Annotated in this window: 10 protein-coding genes; all 10 read right to left on the reverse strand. The window is 63.3% G+C overall.

What is annotated here, in order from left to right:
- Positions 1 to 11: 11 nt before the first annotated feature.
- The gene (locus BLQ09_RS08880) at positions 12 to 6,500 is read right to left on the reverse strand and encodes an NEL-type E3 ubiquitin ligase domain-containing protein (RefSeq protein ID WP_092356294.1); all 6,489 of its coding nucleotides are present in this window, start codon (positions 6,498 to 6,500) and stop codon (positions 12 to 14) included.
- A gap of 66 nt (positions 6,501 to 6,566) precedes the next feature.
- Positions 6,567 to 7,700, reverse strand: coding sequence for an OpgC family protein (locus BLQ09_RS08885; protein WP_092356297.1), 1,134 nt, complete (start codon positions 7,698 to 7,700; stop codon positions 6,567 to 6,569).
- A 132-nt stretch (positions 7,701 to 7,832) separates the two neighbouring features.
- Entirely contained in the window at positions 7,833 to 8,129 is a 297-nt protein-coding gene (locus BLQ09_RS08890; RefSeq protein ID WP_027604626.1) for a cupin domain-containing protein, read from the reverse strand.
- A 64-nt stretch (positions 8,130 to 8,193) separates the two neighbouring features.
- Positions 8,194 to 9,813 (reverse strand): FMN-binding glutamate synthase family protein, encoded by a 1,620-nt coding sequence (locus BLQ09_RS08895; RefSeq protein ID WP_092356300.1) that lies wholly within the window; start codon positions 9,811 to 9,813, stop codon positions 8,194 to 8,196.
- A gap of 81 nt (positions 9,814 to 9,894) precedes the next feature.
- Complete coding sequence (locus BLQ09_RS08900; RefSeq protein ID WP_092356303.1) at positions 9,895 to 12,159, reverse strand: glycoside hydrolase family 3 N-terminal domain-containing protein; 2,265 nt, start codon at positions 12,157 to 12,159, stop codon at positions 9,895 to 9,897.
- Entirely contained in the window at positions 12,156 to 13,736 is a 1,581-nt protein-coding gene (locus BLQ09_RS08905; RefSeq protein WP_256568690.1) for an OpgD/OpgG family glucan biosynthesis protein, read from the reverse strand. The genes BLQ09_RS08900 and BLQ09_RS08905 overlap by 4 nt, the downstream gene beginning before the upstream one ends.
- Positions 13,737 to 13,944: 208 nt before the next feature.
- Complete coding sequence (locus tag BLQ09_RS08910) at positions 13,945 to 15,324, reverse strand: ATP-binding protein (protein WP_027604624.1); 1,380 nt, start codon at positions 15,322 to 15,324, stop codon at positions 13,945 to 13,947.
- Positions 15,321 to 17,135 carry a DAHL domain-containing protein gene (locus BLQ09_RS08915; RefSeq protein WP_027604623.1) on the reverse strand — a complete coding sequence of 605 codons (1,815 nt, stop codon included), beginning with the start codon at positions 17,133 to 17,135 and terminating at the stop codon, positions 15,321 to 15,323. Before BLQ09_RS08915 ends, BLQ09_RS08910 begins: the two co-directional genes overlap by 4 nt.
- Positions 17,136 to 17,145: 10 nt before the next feature.
- Positions 17,146 to 18,114: a cytochrome-c peroxidase gene (locus BLQ09_RS08920; RefSeq protein WP_092356309.1), complete on the reverse strand. Its 969-nt coding sequence runs from the start codon at positions 18,112 to 18,114 to the stop codon at positions 17,146 to 17,148.
- Between the two features lie 25 nt (positions 18,115 to 18,139).
- Positions 18,140 to 20,014 carry a putative bifunctional diguanylate cyclase/phosphodiesterase gene (locus tag BLQ09_RS08925; RefSeq protein ID WP_027604621.1) on the reverse strand — a complete coding sequence of 625 codons (1,875 nt, stop codon included), beginning with the start codon at positions 20,012 to 20,014 and terminating at the stop codon, positions 18,140 to 18,142.
- Positions 20,015 to 20,171 lie beyond the last annotated feature (157 nt).

The raw sequence follows: 20,171 nt of genomic DNA on the forward strand, positions 1-20,171 counted from the left end.
CCCGCACGGTCTCAGACCCGCTGCAACGTGCGTTGCGTGCCCTCGGTCAACTGCCGCACCAGGCGGTTGTGTTCGTTGGCTTCCTCGTCGACCAGTTGTTGGCGACGCTCCAGGTATTCATCCGAACGCCTGTCCGATAATTCCTGATCGAGCACGCTGACTTTGTAGGTGATGGTGTCCTTGACGGTGAAAAACGCCTCCGGCTCGCTGCTGGCGAGGTACTCGACCCAGAACTCGGTGGCCAGGATCGCCTCCTGCAACGCCGGTGACTGGCCGAGCCTGCGCAGGGTCCGGCGCGCCTCGTCGATGACTGCCGGTGTCACATAGTCATCCACGCTGTACAGCAGCTCCAGTGGATAAAACGGCAAGTTGAATTCCCGCGCCAGTTTACTGCGCAGGTAGATGGTCACCTCGGCGGGGTCGGCGTCCAGGTCGGCCCGTTCGCGCGCCAGCACGAACTGGTCGGCAAAGTGGTCGAGCTGATTGAGGTAGAAACAACTCTTGGCCAGTTCCAGCAAGGCCCGGTCGGCCAGGTAGCTCCTGGGTTGCAGCTTGGCCTGGTGGATACGGTGATGCAGTTCCATGTTGGTAAAGGCCAGCAGCACGCTGTCGCCGCAATTGCCTGAGCCGTAGGTATTGAGGCAGATCGTGTTGCGCAGTTGCGTCGACTCGCCCATCGCCATCAGCAGGCTCCAGACCCGCTCGGTCAGCCGCGTTCTTGAGGTGTTGCTGCGGTAGGCGTGGGTCCTCTTCAGGTCGCGCAGGACCCGGAACACATCATCGGCACTTGCTGTTTCATTCGTCTTCAGTTGCTCCCACAGTTGTCGGCGGGCCGCCACGTCCTGCGCCGCGACGCCGGTCAGCCAGGTATCGAAGTCATTCGGCGCCACGGGGGCATGGGCCGGTGTGCGCAGTTGACCGCCCAGGCGGATACCCGTGGCGATACGGTAGGCGTCGATGCTTGCCAGGGTCTCGGCGGACAGCGGGTTTTCGTGCAGCAGGGTATTGCGATTGGCCATTTGCAACCAGGGGTTGCTGAAGACTTCGTCGGGAATGGTGCTGATCCCGTTGGACTGCAAGTGCAGCTCGGTCAGCACCGGCAGCGCGCTGGCGCCGATGGGCCATTGGGTGATCCCGGTGTTGGCCAGGCGCAGGGTATTGAGCTGCAGCATCCGGCTGACATCCGGGGTGAGGTTCAGGTCCGGGTTGTCGTTCAGGTCGAGTTTCTGCAGGTTGACCATAGTGGCCAGGCGCTGTACCGACTCTTCGGTCAAGCGCAGGTCGTTGTCGTTCAAGTCAAGGTGGGTGAGCCAGGTCATGTCGGTGATCGCGCTGGGCAAGTCGGTGAGGCGACAGTCGATACGTAGGGCCTTGAGCTGGGTGAATTTGCCCAGGAACTCTGCCCCCGTGGCGGGGAAGGCGTTCCCGGAAATCCGCAGGTACTCGATGTGGCTGAAGCCGCTGGTGCCGGTCAGGAACGAGCCGGGCGGCAGGCCTTCGTCGTCCAGCTGCAACTCCAGTGACGGTACGTTGAACAGGCCGGCGATATAGAACGTCGCGTTTTCGCGCCGCCATGCGCCCCGCAGTTGGTAGGCGATATGGCGACGTCGGCCACGGTTCATGCCCAGCGGGTCATTGAGTTCGTTGTCGGCCGGCAGCAGGGTTTCGCTCCAGCGTGACAGTTCCACATCCATGGCCTGGTACTCGGCCTGGCGGCGCTCCAGCTCGATGAGTTTTTCCGGGTCGGTCATGTTCAGGGACTGGAGCATCCGCCGTGCATCGTCATTGTTGAAGTGCGGGTAAAGCTCCTGGACCTTGGCCACCAGATCCGGCGGCCGTGGGCCGCGAAACGGCCAGATACGCTGCCAGAACGGATACACCAGGAACGAACGATCCACCCCCATGGCCGGTTGCATCCAGGGTTGCAGATGGGGGATATCCAGCAGGCCCTTGATTTCCACGCGGCGTGCGAAGGCCAGTTCGGCCAGTTGGGTGCGCAGTTGGGCGATACCGCTTTCGCTGTCCACCTCGAGCAAGGCCTGCTCGTCGGCGGACAAGCTGCTGAGAATCACCCGCAGCAATCGGTTCGAGGGCTGGCCCAGCGGCTCGCCCTGCGGGGTGTAGGCCTGGTAACCGCGATTGGTCCTGGCCACGGTCCGGCGCGAGGAGCCCTGCCGATGGCCGGCGGTTTCCAGCAGGCGCCCCTGATTGTCCCGTTCACGCACATCGATGCGCAGGGTCTTCGGCCAGGCGGGCAGGTTGTGCAGCAGGTACAGGGTGATCCGGTCACTGTCGGCGTTGGCGCAGGCATCCACATACAGGCCTTCGAACGCCCGGTTCAAGCGTAATTCGTGGCCGCTCAGGCGCGCCTGTTCGGCCAGGCGCAGGCTCAGGCGGTCATGTTCATGCAGCTGTTTGAGCTCGCGCTTGGAGGCCTGGCCGAGAATCGCCTTGACCGTGCTGGTGGACAGGTCCGGGTGCTTGGTCTTGAAGCGGCGCTCCGGCTCGCTGCCCGCAGTCTCGCTGCGCATGTACAAGGAGTCGAGGATTTGCGAACGCTCGCGGTCGGTGTATCCAACGATCCGGGTGATCAGCTGGAACAGGCGCTGTTCCTCGGTCTGCGGCAGCGTGCCAAGCAGCGCCCGGGTCAGGTCATCGTCAGCGATGAATTTTTCCAGCAGCCCGGCCGACTCGAGGTCTTTATCGGTGGCGCTCACCACCTTGGCATCGGTCCGATGACGGGCGGGGTATCTGAGCGGGGCATCCCGGTCGACAATCTCCAGCACGTGGCTGTCGGGCCAGCCGGGCAGGCTGGAGACCACCAGCAGTTGCAGGTTCGGGTCTGGAGCGGTGGCGGAATTATTGGGGAGCTCATACATCGCTTCGATGAAGTGGTTGATTTCCTGATCGATGCGCAAGCGCTTGCAGGTATCGGCCAACAACGGTGGCGACGCCCGACCGCTGCGGTGTATCTGGCGCAGCACGTGGGGCGGGGTGTCGGTCAGGGCGAGAATGCTGCGGGCGGTGTCCTGGGGGAATGTGTAATGGTCGCCCCCGAGGCGATAGAGCAGGCTGTGGTCGTCCCAGCCCATGGGGTTCTCGCTGGACAGGCGCCACGCGCCCTCGCCGTTGTGCTCCAGGGTCGGGGTGTCGACACCGATCTTCTGCGGGTGTTTGAGCCGCCACTTGAACAGCCGTTTGTCATAGACGATCCGGTACCAGGAACCGAACAGCGGCAGATAGTGGTCGCCGGCGAGAGGGAAAATACCCTCGGCATCCGGCCGCAGGCTGGTCGGCAGCGCCAGGGTGTGCTCGTACTGGGCCAGCGAACCGTCGGCCAGCCTGACGAAGCCTTCCGGGCCGCGCTGGTTGCTCATGTAGTCGCCCAGGGTGATGCGCAGGCCCCTGGCGTCGGTGGCACTGCGCATGCCCAATTGTTGCCGCTCATGGGGTTGCAGTACCGAACCGATGGCCAGGTAGAAACTGTCCACCGCCGGCGTCACCGCAATCGTGCCGGCATTGCGCATGTCATAGGCTTCATAGACGCCCTCGCCGTAGTGACGCAGCTCCACGGTGAGGTCCTCGGGGCCGCTGGAGCGATAGGGTTTGGCGATGCGTCCCGCGACCACTTCGGTGATGAGGAAATCGCGCTTGAGGCTTCGGCGTATCAACGCCGAGGCGAACTCCCGCGCCCATTGATCGGCATCGTTGTTGAACTGGCGCGGGTGGTACAGCGCATCGATTGCAGCGTCGATGCGCAGGGCGGTGCGGTGGTTGTCCAACAGTTCGGCAAAGGCCGTGGGCAGCCCGCCTTCACGCAGATAGGCCTGCTGCTGGCGAGGGGTGAGGGGATGCTGCGCCAGCAGGCGCTCCAGCAAGGCCGGTGACAGCGGGCTGTTGAGGTCGCGCAGTTTTTTCAGCAGTGGCGTAACCGCCACCAAGGGCATCGACGCCTTGACCGGCAGGAAACGCCGCACATTGGCGGGCGGCAATAGCTCATGTTTTTCATAGCCGGCGTAGTTCACCAGGGCCGCGAACAGGGCCAGGCGTTCGCGCCGCGCCAGGGCGGCGACGTCGCGCCGTACTGCCAGGATCCGCTGTTCGAGCGTGGCGTCGAGTTGATCCGTGAGCCCCAGCAGCGAGGTGCTCGGTTGCAGGCTGATGACCAGGCCCAGCAAGGGGTCGGCCCGGTAAGGCGGCAGGCCGCCGTCGCCTTCGGCCTGGTAGCGGTGGTCGGCGCCGCGCACGAGGGTGATCGTTGTCGGGCGCGGCACCGTCGGCTCGGTCTTGCCGAAGGTTTCGATCACGCTGCGTTGCAGGTCGTTGATGCTCAGCAAGGTGGCGGCGGGCCAATCGGGCAGTTGGGTCAGCAGGCATAACACCACGCTGTCGCCATAGGGGGGCAGATAGCCGGCTTCATGAAAGCGGTTGATGATGTGCTCGATCACCTGGTCGGCTTGCAGGCGGCGCACGCCTTCGATCAGGTTCAACGGGGCCGGTTCGCCGCGCCACACGTCCTCCAGGGTGGCGCGGGAGGTGGCTGTACTGCGCAGCATCCGCTCCAGGTCGGCTCGCGCGATCAGCGATGAGCCATCGGGCAGCATCTGTTGCAGCAACTGGGCATCCGACAGGGCCTGGGTGTTGTGCAGGTCGAAGGTCCAGGCTTGCAGCGCCGGGTTGAAGACAATCGGTGGCTTATAGGGGCTGCTGCCGTTCTTGAGGACGTAGCGCTGGGTGGCCTGGTCGTGGGCGACCTCGGCCACCAGGGTCTGGCTGTCATGGTGCAGCTTGACGTATTGCTGGCCTTGCACGGTGAACACGCACAGGGCGTCGGCGCGTTGACCCTCGAGCAGGTACTGCTGGCGATGGGCGTAGGGACGTGCGTCGGGTTTCCACAGCTCTTCCACCCCGTCGGGACGCGTGACTTTGCGCGGGTTGCCCAGCCGTTGCAGGTGCCCGAGCATGCGCTGGCGATGGGCGCTGCCGGCGACGCTGATCAAGCGGCCGCTGATGGCCAGGTCGGCGACATCGCTGAGGGTCGAGGCGAAGCTGCTGGCCTCGCCCTTGACCGCTTCATTCAGGCCCACGCTGACGCTGTAGGTCATGCTGCCCAGCACGGCCAGCTGCATCACCCGGTTCATCCCCGTGACCCCGCCGGGCAAGGGCGTGAGCAGCACTTGCAAGACTTCGGCGGCAACGGCGGCGGTGGCGTCCTGGACCGCCTGCCAGTCGGCTTCGGAACGGCTGTTGGCCAGGGTGTCGAGGTCGGCCTGGCAGCGTTGGATCTGCCGGTAAGTCAAGGCTTGCACCAGGGTTACGGCGGGGCCGGCGTGCGGGTCGGTGGAGAAGCGAATGTCGTTGAGGGTGCGCTCCGGGAAGGCCGCGTGAAAGCCATCGTAAAGCCGCTCGGCCAGCCAGCTCATGCCCTCGGGGCGGGGTTGCCGGGTCAGCAACGACTGGAACACCGACAACCCCACCAGGGGCAGTTGCCGGGAAAACCAGCCCAGGTCGCCTTGTTGGTGGCTGTCCAGCAGCTGCTGGCGAAAATCCACCTCTGCCGCGCGCGCATCGCTGTGGTAACGCAGCGCGCCGCCGGGGCGGAACGGAAAATAGGACAGCACCCCGAGGCTGGCGACCCTGATCAGCAGCAGCGGTACGGGAATGGCACTCTCCCAGGTGACGAAGGGCACGGCGATGACAGGGGTGACGCCCGAGGTCAGACTCAGGCGGTCGACCGGCAGTTGCGACCCGCTGCCGTCGATCGATGCGGTGAGGCTGTCATACATCTCGCGGGTGAGGCCGTTGCGGGCGCGATTGCGCCAGGCGTCAAGCACATCGAACTGCAGCAGTGCCAGCGCCGCCTCGCCCATCAAGCGGCGCAGCGTGCCGTTTTCATCGAGGCTGGCCTTGATCTTCACCTGTAACTGGTGGCCCAGGTCCAGCTCGCGGGCAATGGCGATGAACGCCTGCGCCGTGAGGCTGCGATCGTCACCGGGCCCGACCACACGGCTGGCGTCCACCAGGCTGTAGCCGGAGTCCTGGCGGACCGAGGCGGTGAAGCCGAAATTCAGGCAGGCGGCCTCCCACAGCGAGAGGCTTTTGATGTGTTCGATAAAGCGCAGATCCTTGTCGGAGCGCCGCGGTACCCGCACGTGACTGCCCGGCTGCCGGTCCCAGGGCAGCGGTTGCTCGATCTTTTCCAGGTAGGTGGTTTCGAAGCGATACTGCTCCGGATCGCGCCCTCCGATCCGGTCGCGCAACTGCGCCAGGCCATCTGCCTTGAAGCTGCGGACCACCCGTTCCTTTTCGGCTTCAACCGCCGCCATGGCCGCCAGGGCGTTGCGTTGCAGGCGCAGGAAGCGGGTTTTTTCCTCGGCGTCCAGCCCTTCCAGGGCTTGCAGGATATTGCGCTGGATCAGCTCCAGCGCCTGTTGCTGGGCCCAGGTGGTGCTCGATTGCAGATTGCCGGACAGGCCGTTGAGTAATTGATGAGTCGGCATGCGCTCTACCTTTCACGATAAGTGGAAGGCAGATGGAAGCATCACGCATACCGGCGCTGGGGCTATCTATTTAAAGGCCGGCGCCTCGCCGCGCAGGGCCAGGTCCAGGCGCTTGTTGAACTCCAGCCACGCCGCCAGCCCGGCCATCAGCGCCAGCCCCAGCAATGCACTGAAAACCTGCATCGGCCAGGCATCCTCGACCTGGGCGTTGAGCATGTCCGCCAGCGGTGCCAGCAGCACGCCGAGGCAGAACACCTCCAGGGAGTAGCGGCCCATGCGACAGCTTTGTTGCGCCCACCAGGTTTGCGTCCAGCCACGACCCGGCAACAGCTTGGCGGTGACATAGGCCAGGGCCAGGAAGTGCAGCAGGCGTAGCGGCGACAGGTCGGTCTTGCTGATGGGGTAGATCAGGTCGCTGAGCCACGACGGCATCAACGCGTCATGCACCTCGGGCCAGCGCCATGACAGGGTCAGCACACACGCCACCACGGTGTACACCGCCGCCGCCATGAACAACGGCTGGCGCTTGAGTGGGCGTTGTTCCGGCGGTCGCCCTTGACTGGCCTGCAGTGCCGCCGCGCCACCGAGGATAAACAGGAACTGCCAGGTCACCGGGTTGAAGTACCACACGCCGTCGGCAATCGCCCGCAGGTTCCAGCCCATCCACGGCGCCAGCAGATACACCGCCGCCGACGCGGCCACCACCAGCCAGGTGCTGCGCAGCAGCAGCGGCAACACCAGCGGCAACCCCGCCAGCAGCACGATATACAGCGGCAGCGGGTCCATCAGGTTGGGTTTGAAGCGTAGCAGCAGCTCGTCGGTGAGGGCCTGTTGCGGGTGGGTGACGAAGTGCGTCAGGCCCATCTCTTCGACCAGGTCGCGGGTTTCCACATGGCTGTTGGCGAAGAACACGATGCCCATCAGCATCGCCAGCAAAAAGATATGCACCACGTACAACACCCAGGCGCGACGCAGGATTTTCAGCGAGGCAATCCAGTAGCCGTCGCGTTGCAGGATCTTGCCGTAGGCCAGCACCGCGGCGTAACCGGCGAGGAATACGAAGACCTCGGCCGCATCGCTGAAACCAAAATTGCGCAGGGTGATCTGGCCGAGAGGATTGTGGGGGACGTGATCCCAGAAAATGAAGATCAACGCCAGGCCCCGAAAAAAATCGATGCGTGGGTCGCGTCCGTTCAGCATGGCAGCGGGCTCTTGAACAAAAGGTTTAGTAATGACCGGCGAGCGCGCAGGTTGTCGTACGCCGCACGTCGGGCGGGCGCAGGTTGGCGGTATTTGTAAGCAATTGCAAAGGTTGGGTATTACTGAATGTCTCTAGACGTCAATGATCACCAGGGTGCCCTGGCTACCTGGAAGTACGGCATGAGCGGTGCCCGCTTCCACGAGGTACATCTGGCCGGTCTCTACGTGGATCTCTTCATCAGCGATGCTCAGGCGCAAATGGCCGCTGATCACCAGTAGCCCTTCGTTGTAGTCGTGCACTTCTGCTTCGTAAGCCTGCTCATCCATGCGCAGCATCTTGATCCGCGCCGGGCCGACCTGGCCCAGGCGTATCGATTTCCAGCTGTCAGGCAGTTGCCCGGCGAGTGCAGCGAAGTCCAGTAACGGCATGTGAATCTCCTTGTTTCTACGATGCCGTCGGTGGTCCGGTTCAGCAGGAAAGGGTGTTTACAGGTTATGCAGCCACCACCTCATGGGGTTCAAAACTGTCCGCCCGCGCCATCTGCCACATGCGCGAATAGAACTCGCCATTCACTTCGCCGCTGAGCAGCTCGCCAGGCTTGAGGAACACATGCAACTGCGAGAACAGCTTGATCTCGGTGGCCGACATACGTCGTACCAGATGCTTGGCCGACAGCTGCGACGGGTGGTCCAGGCCTGCCGCCGCGAGCATTTCGGCCAGGGCCTTGAGGGTGTTGCGGTGGAAGTTGAACACGCGCTGGGCCTTGTCCGGTACCACCAGGGCACGTTGGCGCAACGGGTCCTGGGTGGCGACGCCGGTCGGGCATTTGTTGGTGTGGCAGCTTTGGGACTGGATGCAACCGATGGCGAACATGAAGCCGCGCGCCGAGTTGGCCCAGTCGGCGCCGATGGCGAGCACGCTGGCGATGTCGAAGGCGCTGACGATCTTGCCGCTGGCACCGAGCTTGATCTTGTCGCGCAGGTTCAGGCCCACCAGGGTGTTGTGCACGAACAGCAGGCCTTCGCGCAGCGGCACGCCGATATGGTCGGTGAACTCCACGGGCGCGGCGCCGGTGCCGCCTTCCTTGCCGTCGACGACGATAAAGTCCGGGAGGATGCCGGTTTCGAGCATGGCCTTGGCAATGCCCATGAATTCCCAGGGGTGACCCAGGCAGAACTTGAAGCCCACCGGCTTGCCGCCGGACAGTTCGCGCAATTGGGCGATGAATTGCATCAGCTCAATGGGCGTGGAGAACGCGCTGTGACGCGACGGCGAGATGCAGTCTTCGCCCATCAGGATCCCGCGGGTTTCGGCAATCTCTTGAGTCACCTTGTGCTTGGGCAGGATGCCGCCGTGGCCGGGTTTGGCGCCCTGGCTCATCTTGATTTCGATCATGCGCACCTGCGGGTTCTGCGCCTGCGCGGCAAAGCGCTCCGGGTCGAAGCGGCCGTCGCTGGTGCGGCAGCCGAAGTAGCCGCTGCCCAGTTCCCAGGTCAGGTCGCCGCCGTTTTCGCGGTGATAGGGGCTGATGCTGCCTTCGCCGGTGTCATGGGCAAAATTGCCGAGCTTGGCGCCCTGGTTGAGCGCGCGGATCGCATTGGCGCTCAACGAGCCAAAGCTCATCGCCGAGATATTGAACACCGACGCCGAATACGGCTGGGTGCATTGCGGGCCGCCGACCATCACGCGAAAGGCGCTGGGGTCGCTCAGGGGCGCGGGGCGCATGGAGTGGCCGATAAATTCGAAACCCAGCTGGTACACATCGATCAGGGTGCCGAAGGGTTTGTCGGCGGTTTCGTTCTTGGCTCGCGAGTACACCAGGGATCGTTGCGAGCGCGAGAAGGGCAGGGCGTCGCTGTCGGACTCCAGCAGGTACTGGCGGATTTCCGGGCGGATGGCTTCCACCAGGTAACGGATATTGCCCAGGATCGGGTAGTTGCGGCGTACGGCGTGGGGGCTTTGCAACAGGTCGAAAATACCGATCAGGCTCAACACGCCGGTGACCAGGGTGATGGGCCACAGCCATTCGTGTTGGATAAAGGGCAGGCTGGCGAGGGTGAAAATGACGCACACGGCAAAGAAGGCGTAGCGGCTTAGCAAGGACAGGCTCATACGGTTTCCTTGGGTTCGGACTCTCAGGTCGATCCGGCATTCTGCGCCAGTAACGAAACGCCAGACAACCTGCAGGTGGACTCAGTTTGATCCCGGTGATGGGACGGACTGGCCCGAAATAGACAAGGCGCGGCCATCGGTCAGTTCAAACCGGGCCTGGTTTTCGGTGGTCGAATCTGCCCCGACGAAGACGGTGAACGTGCCGGCCTCAATCACCGGCGAAAAGTTGCTGTCCAGCAGGGCAAAGTCCGCCTGGTCAAGGGTGAAGGTCAAGTCCCGAGCCTCGCCGGGCGCCAGTTGCACTTTGCGGAAACCGCGTAATTGGCGAACCGGGCGGGTCACGCTGGCGACGTCATCGCGCAGGTACAACTGCACGATGTCTTCGCCTGGGCGCGCTCCGGTATTGGTGACGGTGACCTTTACAGCTAGCACTTGGGTGGACGCCAGCCGCTGTGTGCTGAGCCGCGGTGCGGAGTAACTGAACGAGGTATAGCTCAGGCCGAAGCCGAAGGGATACAGCGGCGTCCAGTGTTCATCGATATAGCCGGAGGTATACCTTTCATCGCCGCTGGGCGGACGCCCGGTGCTTTTGTGCGCGTAGTAGAGGGGGATCTGCCCCACGTTGCGGGGGAACGTGATCGGCAGTTTGCCGCTGGGGTTGACGTCACCGAACAGGATATCGGCCACGGCATGGCCCATCTCACTGCCCAGGAACCAGGTTTCCAGCAGCGCCGGCGCCTGGCGCACGTTCTGCGAGAGCACCAGCGGGCGGCCATTCATCAACAGGATGACCACGGGTTTGCCGCTGTCCAGCAGGGCACGCAACAGCGCCTCCTGGGCACCCGGCAGGCCCAGGTCCGCGCGACTGCGGGCTTCGCCGCTCTGATCGGCGCGCTCGCCGAGCACGGCGACCACTACCTCGGCGCGGCGGGCGGCCTGCCGGACCTCGTTGAGGTTCTGCGTCTCGGTGCTGATGGGCGAAGCGCCGGGCAGGTAAACCACCTCGGTGCCAGGCGCGACGGCACGGCGTATGCCCTGCAAGACCGTGATCGAATCTTGGGGATGAGCCGCCAAGGCCCAGGGGCCGAGCGTGGCCTCGGCGTCCGTGGCCAGGCTGCCGACCACCAGCATGTTGCGCAGGTGCTTGGGCAGCGGCAGCAGGGCGTCGGTGTTTTTCAACAATACGATGGACTTCTGCGCGGCCTCGCGTGCCAGTGCCCGGTGCTGCGGGGTCAGGACATTGGCCCGCTGCCGCGCCTCGTCGCTGTAGCGGTAGGGATCGTCAAGCAGTCCCAGGCGCTGCTTGGCCTGGAGTACACGGCGCACCGCATTATCCACGGCGGTCAGGGAAACCTGGCCAGTGCGCACCAGGGTGGGCAGGTATTGGCGGTACGTCTGGCTGACCATGTCGATGTCCACGCCGGCGTTGAACGCCAGCCGTGCCCGGTCGGTCGGACCGCCGGCGATGCCGTGCTGGCTCAGCTCCCAGAGGGCGTTGAAGTCACTGACAATGAGGCCACGGAACCGCCACTGATTGCGCAGCACACCGGTCAACAGCGCGGTGTTGCTGTGCAGGGGCGTCCCGGCCAGTTCGTTGAACGAGGGCATGATCCCATCGACGCCAGCCGCCACGGCCGCCTGGAAAGGTGGCAAGTACACCTCCCGCAAGGTGCGTTCCGACACGTCGGCGACGTTGTAGTCGCGCCCGCCTTCTGCCGCGCCGTAGGTCACGAAGTGTTTCGCGGTCGCCAGCATAAATGACGGGTCGGCAGGCCCGGCACCGTGGAACCCCCGCACCTTGGCGCTGGCCAGCGCTGCGCCCAGGAATGGATCTTCGCCGGTGCTTTCCACCACACGGCCCCAGCGCGGGTCGCGGGCAATGTCGACCATGGGCGCGAAGGTCCAGTGTATGCCGCTGGCCGTCGCTTCAACGGCCGCCGCGCGAGCGGTCCGTTGTGCCAGGTCAACGTCCCAGGCCGCAGCTTCTGCCAACGGCACGGGAAATACGGTGCGAAACCCGTGGATCACATCAAAGGCAAACAACAACGGTATAGGCAGGCGCGAACGGGTGACGGCGTGTTCCTGTAACCGGCGGGTCTGTTCGACGCCGTAGGCGCCAAGGACCGAGCCCACGGTGCTCATGGGCCGTTGCGCCAGCTCGCCTGGGTCAATGACCGGGCCGGTAGGTGTGTCCTGGACGCCGAGCTGGCTGAGTTGATCGACTTTTTCTTCCAGCGTCATCTGCTGCAACAAGGCCTCTACCGGGGCCTGCTCGCCGGCCTGGAGAGCGTTGCCGCTGGCATTGAGGGCCAGGCAGAGCAGCGCCCATTGACCGCCGAGCCTCATGGACTATTGCCGGTGTCAGCCGTTGAAGGGGTACCGATTGCCGTCGATTCCGAATGGAAGGGGTGGTACTGATACAGCCAGGTCTCTGACAGCGGCTGGCCGTCCAGGCGTAGGAACAGGCGCAATTCCACCGGGTCCTTGCCGTCGACGCTCAGGTCGAACTGTGCCCGCCAATGGCCGGCGACGCCGTCCGGCACCGCTTCGGTAAAGACCCGGCTGAGCGCGCCCCTGGAGCCACTGATCACGGCCTCGGGCTTGACCCCCGGTGCGAGTTTTTTCAAGGGGGCGCCCTGGAATTCCACCACGAATTTACGTACCCCCAGCGGGCGCGGCTCGCCCGGTGAGCCGCCTTTGCCCAGGCGAGTGGCCACGCACACCGCCAGTGGCGAAACGTAGGGCTCCCGGGCCAGCCAGTGCAGGCGATACCGCAGCGCATAACGGTTGCCCGCTTCCGCCGGGGCCGAGGGCACCCACATTGCGACGATGTTGTCGTGGATCTCGTCGTCGGTGCCGTTTTCCATCAGTTGCACGCTGCCTTCGCCCCAATCGCCCAATGGCTCGACCCACAGGCTGGGGCGCCGCTGGTAATTCACGCCATCGAGGTAGTGGTCGAAATCACGGTCGCGCTGTAACAGGCCGAAGCCCTTCGGTTGCCGGTCGCTGAACGCCGAAACCAGGGTGCGTGGCGGGTTGTTCAAGGGCCGCCAAATGCGTTCTCCGTTGCCGGTCCACAGCGCCAGGCCGTCACTGTCGTGGACCTCGGGGCGCCAGTCGGCGGCGGTGCGCTTGGCGGTTTCACTGAACCAGAACATCGAGGTCAGCGGCGCAATGCCCAGCCGGCCGACGTTCTTGCGCAGGAAAAACGTGCAGTCGATGTCCATGACCACGCCCTGTGTGCGGTGGATCACGAAACGGTAGACGCCGCAGATACTGGGGCCGTCGAGCCGCGCGTAGAGGGTCATGGCGTTTGTGTGCTGGTTCTTTGGCGGCTCGAGCCAGATATGGGTGAAGTCGGGGAATTCTTCGGCCTTGCCGGCTTGTGCCACATCCAGAGCAATCGCCCGTGCCGACAGGCCGTACTGGTACAACTCGCCGATGGCCCGGAAGTACGACGCGCCAAGAAAGGCCACCCAGTCGTTTTGTTGCCACGCCAGCCTGGCCTGGTCGCCCAGGCGGCTTTCCTGGATACGAAAGCCGGCGAACCCGCTGTTACGGGGCAGGGCATGGGCCGGGCTGTCGCCCGGCATATCAAAGTGCGCCGGGTCGTAGACGATCTCGCGGGCGATGCCGTTGTCCAGCACATACAGCCTGACGGGCGTGCGAAAAAACGACCCCAGGTGAAAGAATGTCACAGGGAACTTGCCGGGGCCTTTGGCGAACAGGGCGTGCTCGGGTTTGAAGCGGATCTGGCCATGGGCGGCGTAGTCGAGTCGCGCCAGCAGCGCGGCCGATGCGGTGCTGGGGTAGGTGTAGGGTTTCAAGGCATCGGCCTGTGCCTGTTCGATCAAGCCTTCGAAGGAAAAAGTACTGGCCGGGTCGGCTGTATCGGCCGCCAGGGCGCCCCTGCCCAGTGGCATGAGCAAGGCGCCCAGTGACGCGTATGTGAGGAACTCGCGGCGCGTAGACATGGTGTCCTTTCCTTCGACGATGAGAGCCCAGGCCTCACGTTCAGCACGCCACCGGCATGCAATCGTGTTGCTTGTGTGGAGTCTCGAGTCGGGAAAAGGGTCTGTCTACTGTCAGAAATAACAGGTTGCGCAGGGGCGGATGATTCGGCGGCGTGTCCTACGCCGCCGTCTGCCGAATCGGTAATACCACGCGAAACTTCGTGCCCTTGCCCAGTTCGCTGCTGACAGAGATATCGCCATGGTGTTTCTTGATGATGCCGTAGGAGAGTGACAGCCCTAAGCCAGTGCCTTCGCCCACCGGCTTGGTGGTGAAAAACGGGTCGAAGATTTTCTGCACCGCCTCGGGGGCAATCCCACAGCCGTTGTCCGCCACTTCCAGCCACACGTTCTCGCCTTCCACACCGTTGCTGATGGTGATGATGCCGCGCTCCGGCCCCATGGCCTGCGCCGCATTGATCACCAGGTTCATCACCACCTGGTTGAGCTGGGAGGCCAGGCATTCGATCTCTGGCAGCGGTGCGTAGTGCTTGACCACATCGGCCTTGTACTTGAGTTCGCTGGCAACGATGTTCAGCGTCGAATCGATGCCCTGTTGCAGGTTTGCGAATTGCCAGGTCTGGTCGTTGTCCACCCGCGAGAAGTTTTTCAGGTCCTTGACGATCTGCACCACGCGGCCGATGCCCTCCTTGGACTCGTGGATCAACACCGGAATGTCTTCCTGTAGAAACTCCAGTTCCAGGCGGGTGCGCAAGGCCTTGAGCTGCTCGTGCTGTTCACCCGTGGCGAGGCTTTCTTCGGCCTGCCGGTAAGCCTCCAGCATCTGTTGCAACTGGGTGAAGTAGCCGTCGAGGGTGCTGAGGTTGGACGAGATAAAGCCTACCGGGTTATTGATCTCATGGGCCACGCCCGCAGCGAGTTGCCCCAGGGAGGCGAGTTTTTCCGACTGCACCAGCTGGCTTTCCAGGTGCTTGCGCTCTTCGATTTCCAGCTGCAGCGCGTGGGTGCGTTGTTCCACCAGCCGTTCCAGATGAGTGGTTTGCAGGGTGGCGCGACGGGCCATGTCCCATTTATTGGCCAGGGTGTTGGCCATCTGTTGGACTTCGATGTTATCGAACGGTTTTTTCAGGATCAGCAAGCGATCATGGCCTTGCAGGCGGTCGAGCAGGTCCTCCCAGGAATAGTCCGAGTAGGCGGTGCACACCACCACTTGCAGGTCGGGGGCGACTTTCCAGAGCTCTTCTATGGTCCTCGCGCCGTCCCAGCCCTGGGGCATGCGCATGTCGACAAACGCCAGGGCATAGGGCTGCTGGTGCGCCATGGCGGTGATGAGCAACTGCAGGCCTTCTTCGCCGCCGTAGGCCGAGTGCAGGTCGAAAGGGGGGGCCGTGGGTTTGCTGGTTTCGCCGAACAGTGCCGACTCCATGTCATCCAGCTCCTGGTTGGATTCAGTGGGCGGCATCAGGATCTTGCGGAAATCCTCATGAATCGACGGTGTGTCATCAATCAACAGGATGCGCCGGTTGGGAGGCTGGTTCATACGAGGCTTCCGGCAGGAATGAGGGGGATCGTCAGGGTGAATAGCGCGCCCAGGCCCGGCCCGTCGCTGTGGGCGCTGAGGTGGCCGTCCATTTCGACAGCGGCCAGGGCGCAGCTGTGCAGCCCGAAACCGTGGCCTTCCTTGCGGGTGGTAAAACCATGGGTAAATATCCGGGTCATGTTCTCGGCCGGTATGCCTTCGCCTTCGTCCTTCACGCTGATCTGCAACCTGTTGTCCTCCAGCGACTGGACCGTAAGGGTCATCTGCCGTGGCCGGTCGGTGAGGTTGGACATGGCGTACTTGGCGTTGCTGATCAGGTTGACCATGATCAGCAGCAAGCGGTGTTTGTCCCCGAGGACTTCCGGCACCTGCCCGTAGTGCTTGACCACTGTGACATTGTGCCGGCTCAGGGCCCCCGCGTTCATGCGCAGGGCGTCTTCCATCAAGGTGCTGATCTGCACCGGCTCCTTGAGCGAGGGCGCGCCCGCATAGGATTGTTGGGTGGAGACAATGTCCTTGATATGGTCCACGCTTTTGCTCAATTGCCCCAGTTCCTCGATCAGGCCTTGTTGCTCGACGGCAATGGCGTCCACCAACTGGTTCAAGTAGCCGGGCAGCAACTTGCCCTTCTCATCTTCGGTGATAAAAGTGCCCAGGTCGCCCTGGCGTTCGTTGATCAACTGCATGGCCTTGCCCAGGCCCATTGCCTTGCTGCTGCGCAGTTTGCGGGTGACCAGGTCGGCGGAGATGTTCACGCTGTTAAGCACATTGCCGACGTTGTGCAGCACGTTGGTGGCGATCTCCGCCATGCCGGCCTGGCGCGCGCTGTCCATCAGCTCGCTCTGGGCATCCTTGAGCTGTCGGGTACGTCGTTCCACACGCTGTTCCAGGGTTTCGTTCACCGCCTGCAAGGCGCGGTTGACGCGGTTGATCTCGGCGAAACTACGCAGCAGGCGAACCGTCAGGAACAGCAGCAGGGCCACCAGCAGGGTCGAGAACACCAGCAGGTAACGGTGGTATTGCTGCTCGACCAGGTCGAGGGCCTGTTGGTCCTGGTTGAGGTGGGTGGTCAGGTCATCCAGGCGTTCGGCTACCGGAATGGCGGCGATCTGTTCGAGCAACGTGTTCACCACCGGCTGCTCGCGCAGGATCAGTTCGATGTGATTGCTCAGGATCTCCACCGGGCCGCGGAATTCGCTGGGCAGCAGTTCCTGGTTGACGGCCAGCTTGCCCAGGCCGACGAGAATGTCGGCGGCGCGCTCGTCGCTGGTGACCTGGGCGAATTCAAGGCTGCTGAGCAGCAAGTCGTAGGTGTCGGTGGCCACGCTTTGCAGTTGCGGTTTTGTATCGTCGTTCACCTGGTTGAACTGCGCCTGGATATCGTCTTCGGCAGTCGGCAGGAAGGCCAGGGAATTGCGCAATACCGCGTTATGGGACTTGAACTGGTCGACGCGCCGGGCCTTTTCCTGGATGGCCGCCTGATAAGCCTGTTGGCTGGCTTGCCAGGCGGGCAGGTCTTGCGGGCTGTGGTACGAGTCGCGTGCTTCCAGTTCGGCCCACAACCGGGTCATTTCCGTCAGGGGCGTCACCAGGGGGTCGTAGTTGTGGGTGATGGCTATCCTGGCCTTGAGGACTTCGCTGTCCCACTGGGCATTGAGTTGCTGCAACTGCCGGATCAGGTCCCGGGAGTGGGTGTAGGAAGACGCCTGGTCGCTGGACGACTTGATGTACAGAAAAATCAGGGTCGAGGCCAGCAACAGGGTGATCAACCCCAAGGCCAACTGGCTGGTGCGGCGGCGAGAAAGGGTCATGACGGTCTGCTCATAAAGGCTTGCCTTTCCATTCGCCGGTCAGGGTCTTGAGAAACTGGATGATCAGGTCTTTATCCTCCTGTGAAGGATTGCGCCCCAGTTGGAACTTGAACATCACGTCGACGGCTTCTTCCAGGGTCTTGGCCGAGGCATCGTGAAAATACGGGGCCGTGACCGCGACGTTACGCAGGCTGGGGACCTTGAACACGTGCCGGTCTTCCTCATCCTTGGTCAGCAGGTAGCGCCCCAGGTCCGACTCGACGGGGTTGCCGCGGGCCTTGAAGTAGTCGCCCATCACGCCGAATTTCTGGAACATGTTGCCGCCGATGTTGATGCCCTGGTGACAGGCGATGCAACCGTAATCCTTGAAGCGCTGGTAGCCGTACTTTTCCTGGATCGTGAGGATTTCCGTGTTGCCCAGCAGGTACTGGTCAAACCGTGAGTTGGGCGTCAGCAGCGTGCGTTCATAGGTGGCCAGGGCGTTTTGCACATTGGCGGCGGTGACGCCATCGGGGTAGGCCTGCTTGAACGCCGCCTGGTAGGCGGGCAGGGCGGTCAGGTTCTGCACCACCGTGTTCCAGTCGCTGCCCATTTCCACCGGGCTGATGACCACTTGCTCGACCTGCGCTTCCAGGGTGTCCACCCGGCCATTCCAGAACTGTTTGAAGTTCAGGCTGGCGTTGAAGACCGACGGTGTATTGATCTCCACGGGTTTGCCGTCGAAACCCAGGGAGAAGGGCCTGGTGTCGGCGCCCCCGGATTCGAGGTGATGGCAACTGGCGCACGACAGCGTGTTGTTCACTGACAGGCGCGGCTCATTGAACAGCTGGCGGCCCAGTTCGACCTTGGCCGCATCGAGGTGCGGCACCGGCGGCAGGGGCTTGAGCGCTTCGTCCAGCGGCGCGGCCGTCACGGTCGTCCCCAGGCACAGCCCCAACGCGAGGATGGAGCCGAAACGGTAGGTTGAAACGTCGCTCAAGCGAGCACTCCTTGCAGGCATAGGGCTATTGGTCGGGCATCAGTGTGGGGCTGCCCACCTGCAGCAACTGGGCGAAATCCTTCGCAGGCACGGCCTTGCTGAACAGAAAGCCCTGGCCTTCTTCACAGTGCTGGGCTCTCAGGAAGTTCAGCTGTTCGAGGGTCTCCACCCCTTCGGCGATGATGTTCAGCTCCAGGCTCTTGCCCATGCCGATGATAGCGCTGATCAGCTGCGCGTCCTGGCTATTTTCGTGCAGCCCGCGCACGAATGATTGGTCGATCTTCAGCACATCGATGGGAAAGCGTCGCAGGTAGCTGAGGCTGGAGTAGCCGGTGCCGAAATCATCCAGGGCCAGGCGCACGCCCATGGCCTTGATCCGGTTCAGGATATCGACCGTCTCGTCGACATTCTGCATCAGCACGCTTTCGGTGATTTCCAGCTCCAGCTGGTTGGGCGGCAGGCCGGTCTGCTTGAGGATGGCGGCCAGGTTGTCGACAAACTCCCGCTGGCGGAAGTCGATGGCCGAGATGTTCACCGAGATGCGCAGCGGCGCCAGGCCCATGGTGCGCCAGGCCTGTGCCTGTTCGCAGGCGTGGCGCAGCACCCACTGGGTCAAGGGCACGATCAGCCCGCTGTCTTCGGCCACCGGAATGAAGTCGGCCGGGTGGACCCAGCCCGAGCGCGGTTGAAACCAGCGGATCAGCGCCTCTGCGCCGAGGATCCGCCCGGTTTCCAGGTCCAGCTTGGGCTGGTAGTGCAGCGCAAACTCATCGTGCTCCAGGGCCTGGCGGATCGCGCTTTCCAGGTTCTGCTGGTGCCGGGCGCGCAGGTTCATGTCTTCGGTGTAGAAACTCAGGTCGTCGGGGCCACGCTCCTTGGTGGTGTGCATGGCGGTTTCGGCGTGCTTGATCAGTTCCACCGCAGTGCTGCTGTCGTTCGGGTAGATGCTGATTCCGAGGCTGGCGGTAACGCTCAGGTCGTGCCCCGCGACATGCCGGGTAACGCTGATGGCCTGGAGCACCTTCTGGGCGATGTGCTGGGTTTGCTGGGGATGCTGGACATCATTGAGCAGGATCACAAACTCGTCCGAACCATAGCGAAACACCGAGTCCGACTCACGCACGGCCGCCACCAGGCTTTGGCTGACCTGCTGAAGCACCTCATCCCCCACCGGATAACCCAGGGCGTTGTTGATGCGCTTGAAGCGGTCGAGGCCGATAAACATCACCGCCAGTTGCGTGTCATGGCGCCGGCCCAGGGCAATGGCCTGGGTCAGGCGGTCGCCCAGCAGCGTGCTGTTGGGCAGCTCCGTGAGCGCGTCGTATTGCAGCAGGTGCGAGACTTTCAGCAACTCCTGCACGCGTTCCTCAATCGTGCGTTCGAGCCCGATCACCTTGAGGGCGGCATCCTGGGCGAGCTGCCATTTCCACGTAAGGGCGCTGGCCATCTGGCGGATTTCCAGGTGGTCGAAGGGCTTCTTCAGGATCAGCAACTGGTCGTTGTACTTCAATCGCGCCTCGATCGCTTCAAAGGAATAGTCGGAATAGGCGGTGCACAGGGCGATCTGCAGGTTGGGATCGACGTTCCACAACTGCTCGATGGTTTGCAGGCCGTCCCAGCCGGGCGGCATGCGCATGTCGATGAACGCCATGGCGTAGGGGGCGTTGGTTGCCAGGGCCCGATTCACCAGCTCCAGGGCTTCCTGGCCCTGATAGGCGGAATCCAGGATAAACGCCTGGCGAGGGACGGTGGGGGTGCCGAACAGGGTTTGCTCAAGGGTATCCAGGGAGGGCTCGGCGTCGGCGTCGGCGCAGAGGATCTTGCGAAAGTCCAGGTGGATGGACGTGACATCATCGACGATCAGGATGCGACGGTTGGCCCGCCCTGCGTTCGGGTTCATAGTGCGCGCCTTATCTGCAAACGGTTCGACGGCATAACCATTCCTTCCTTGGTTCCATGGCTGAGCGGGGCGCAGACCTGCCGTGACAGTGTAGTCGAGGTCCCTTGAATTCGGCGGCCAGTTGGCGTCAAATCAACTCCGCGCCTTAAGCGAGGGA

It is taken from the genome of Pseudomonas sp. NFACC25 (genome assembly GCF_900100935.1).
Taxonomy (GTDB): domain Bacteria; phylum Pseudomonadota; class Gammaproteobacteria; order Pseudomonadales; family Pseudomonadaceae; genus Aquipseudomonas; species Aquipseudomonas marginalis.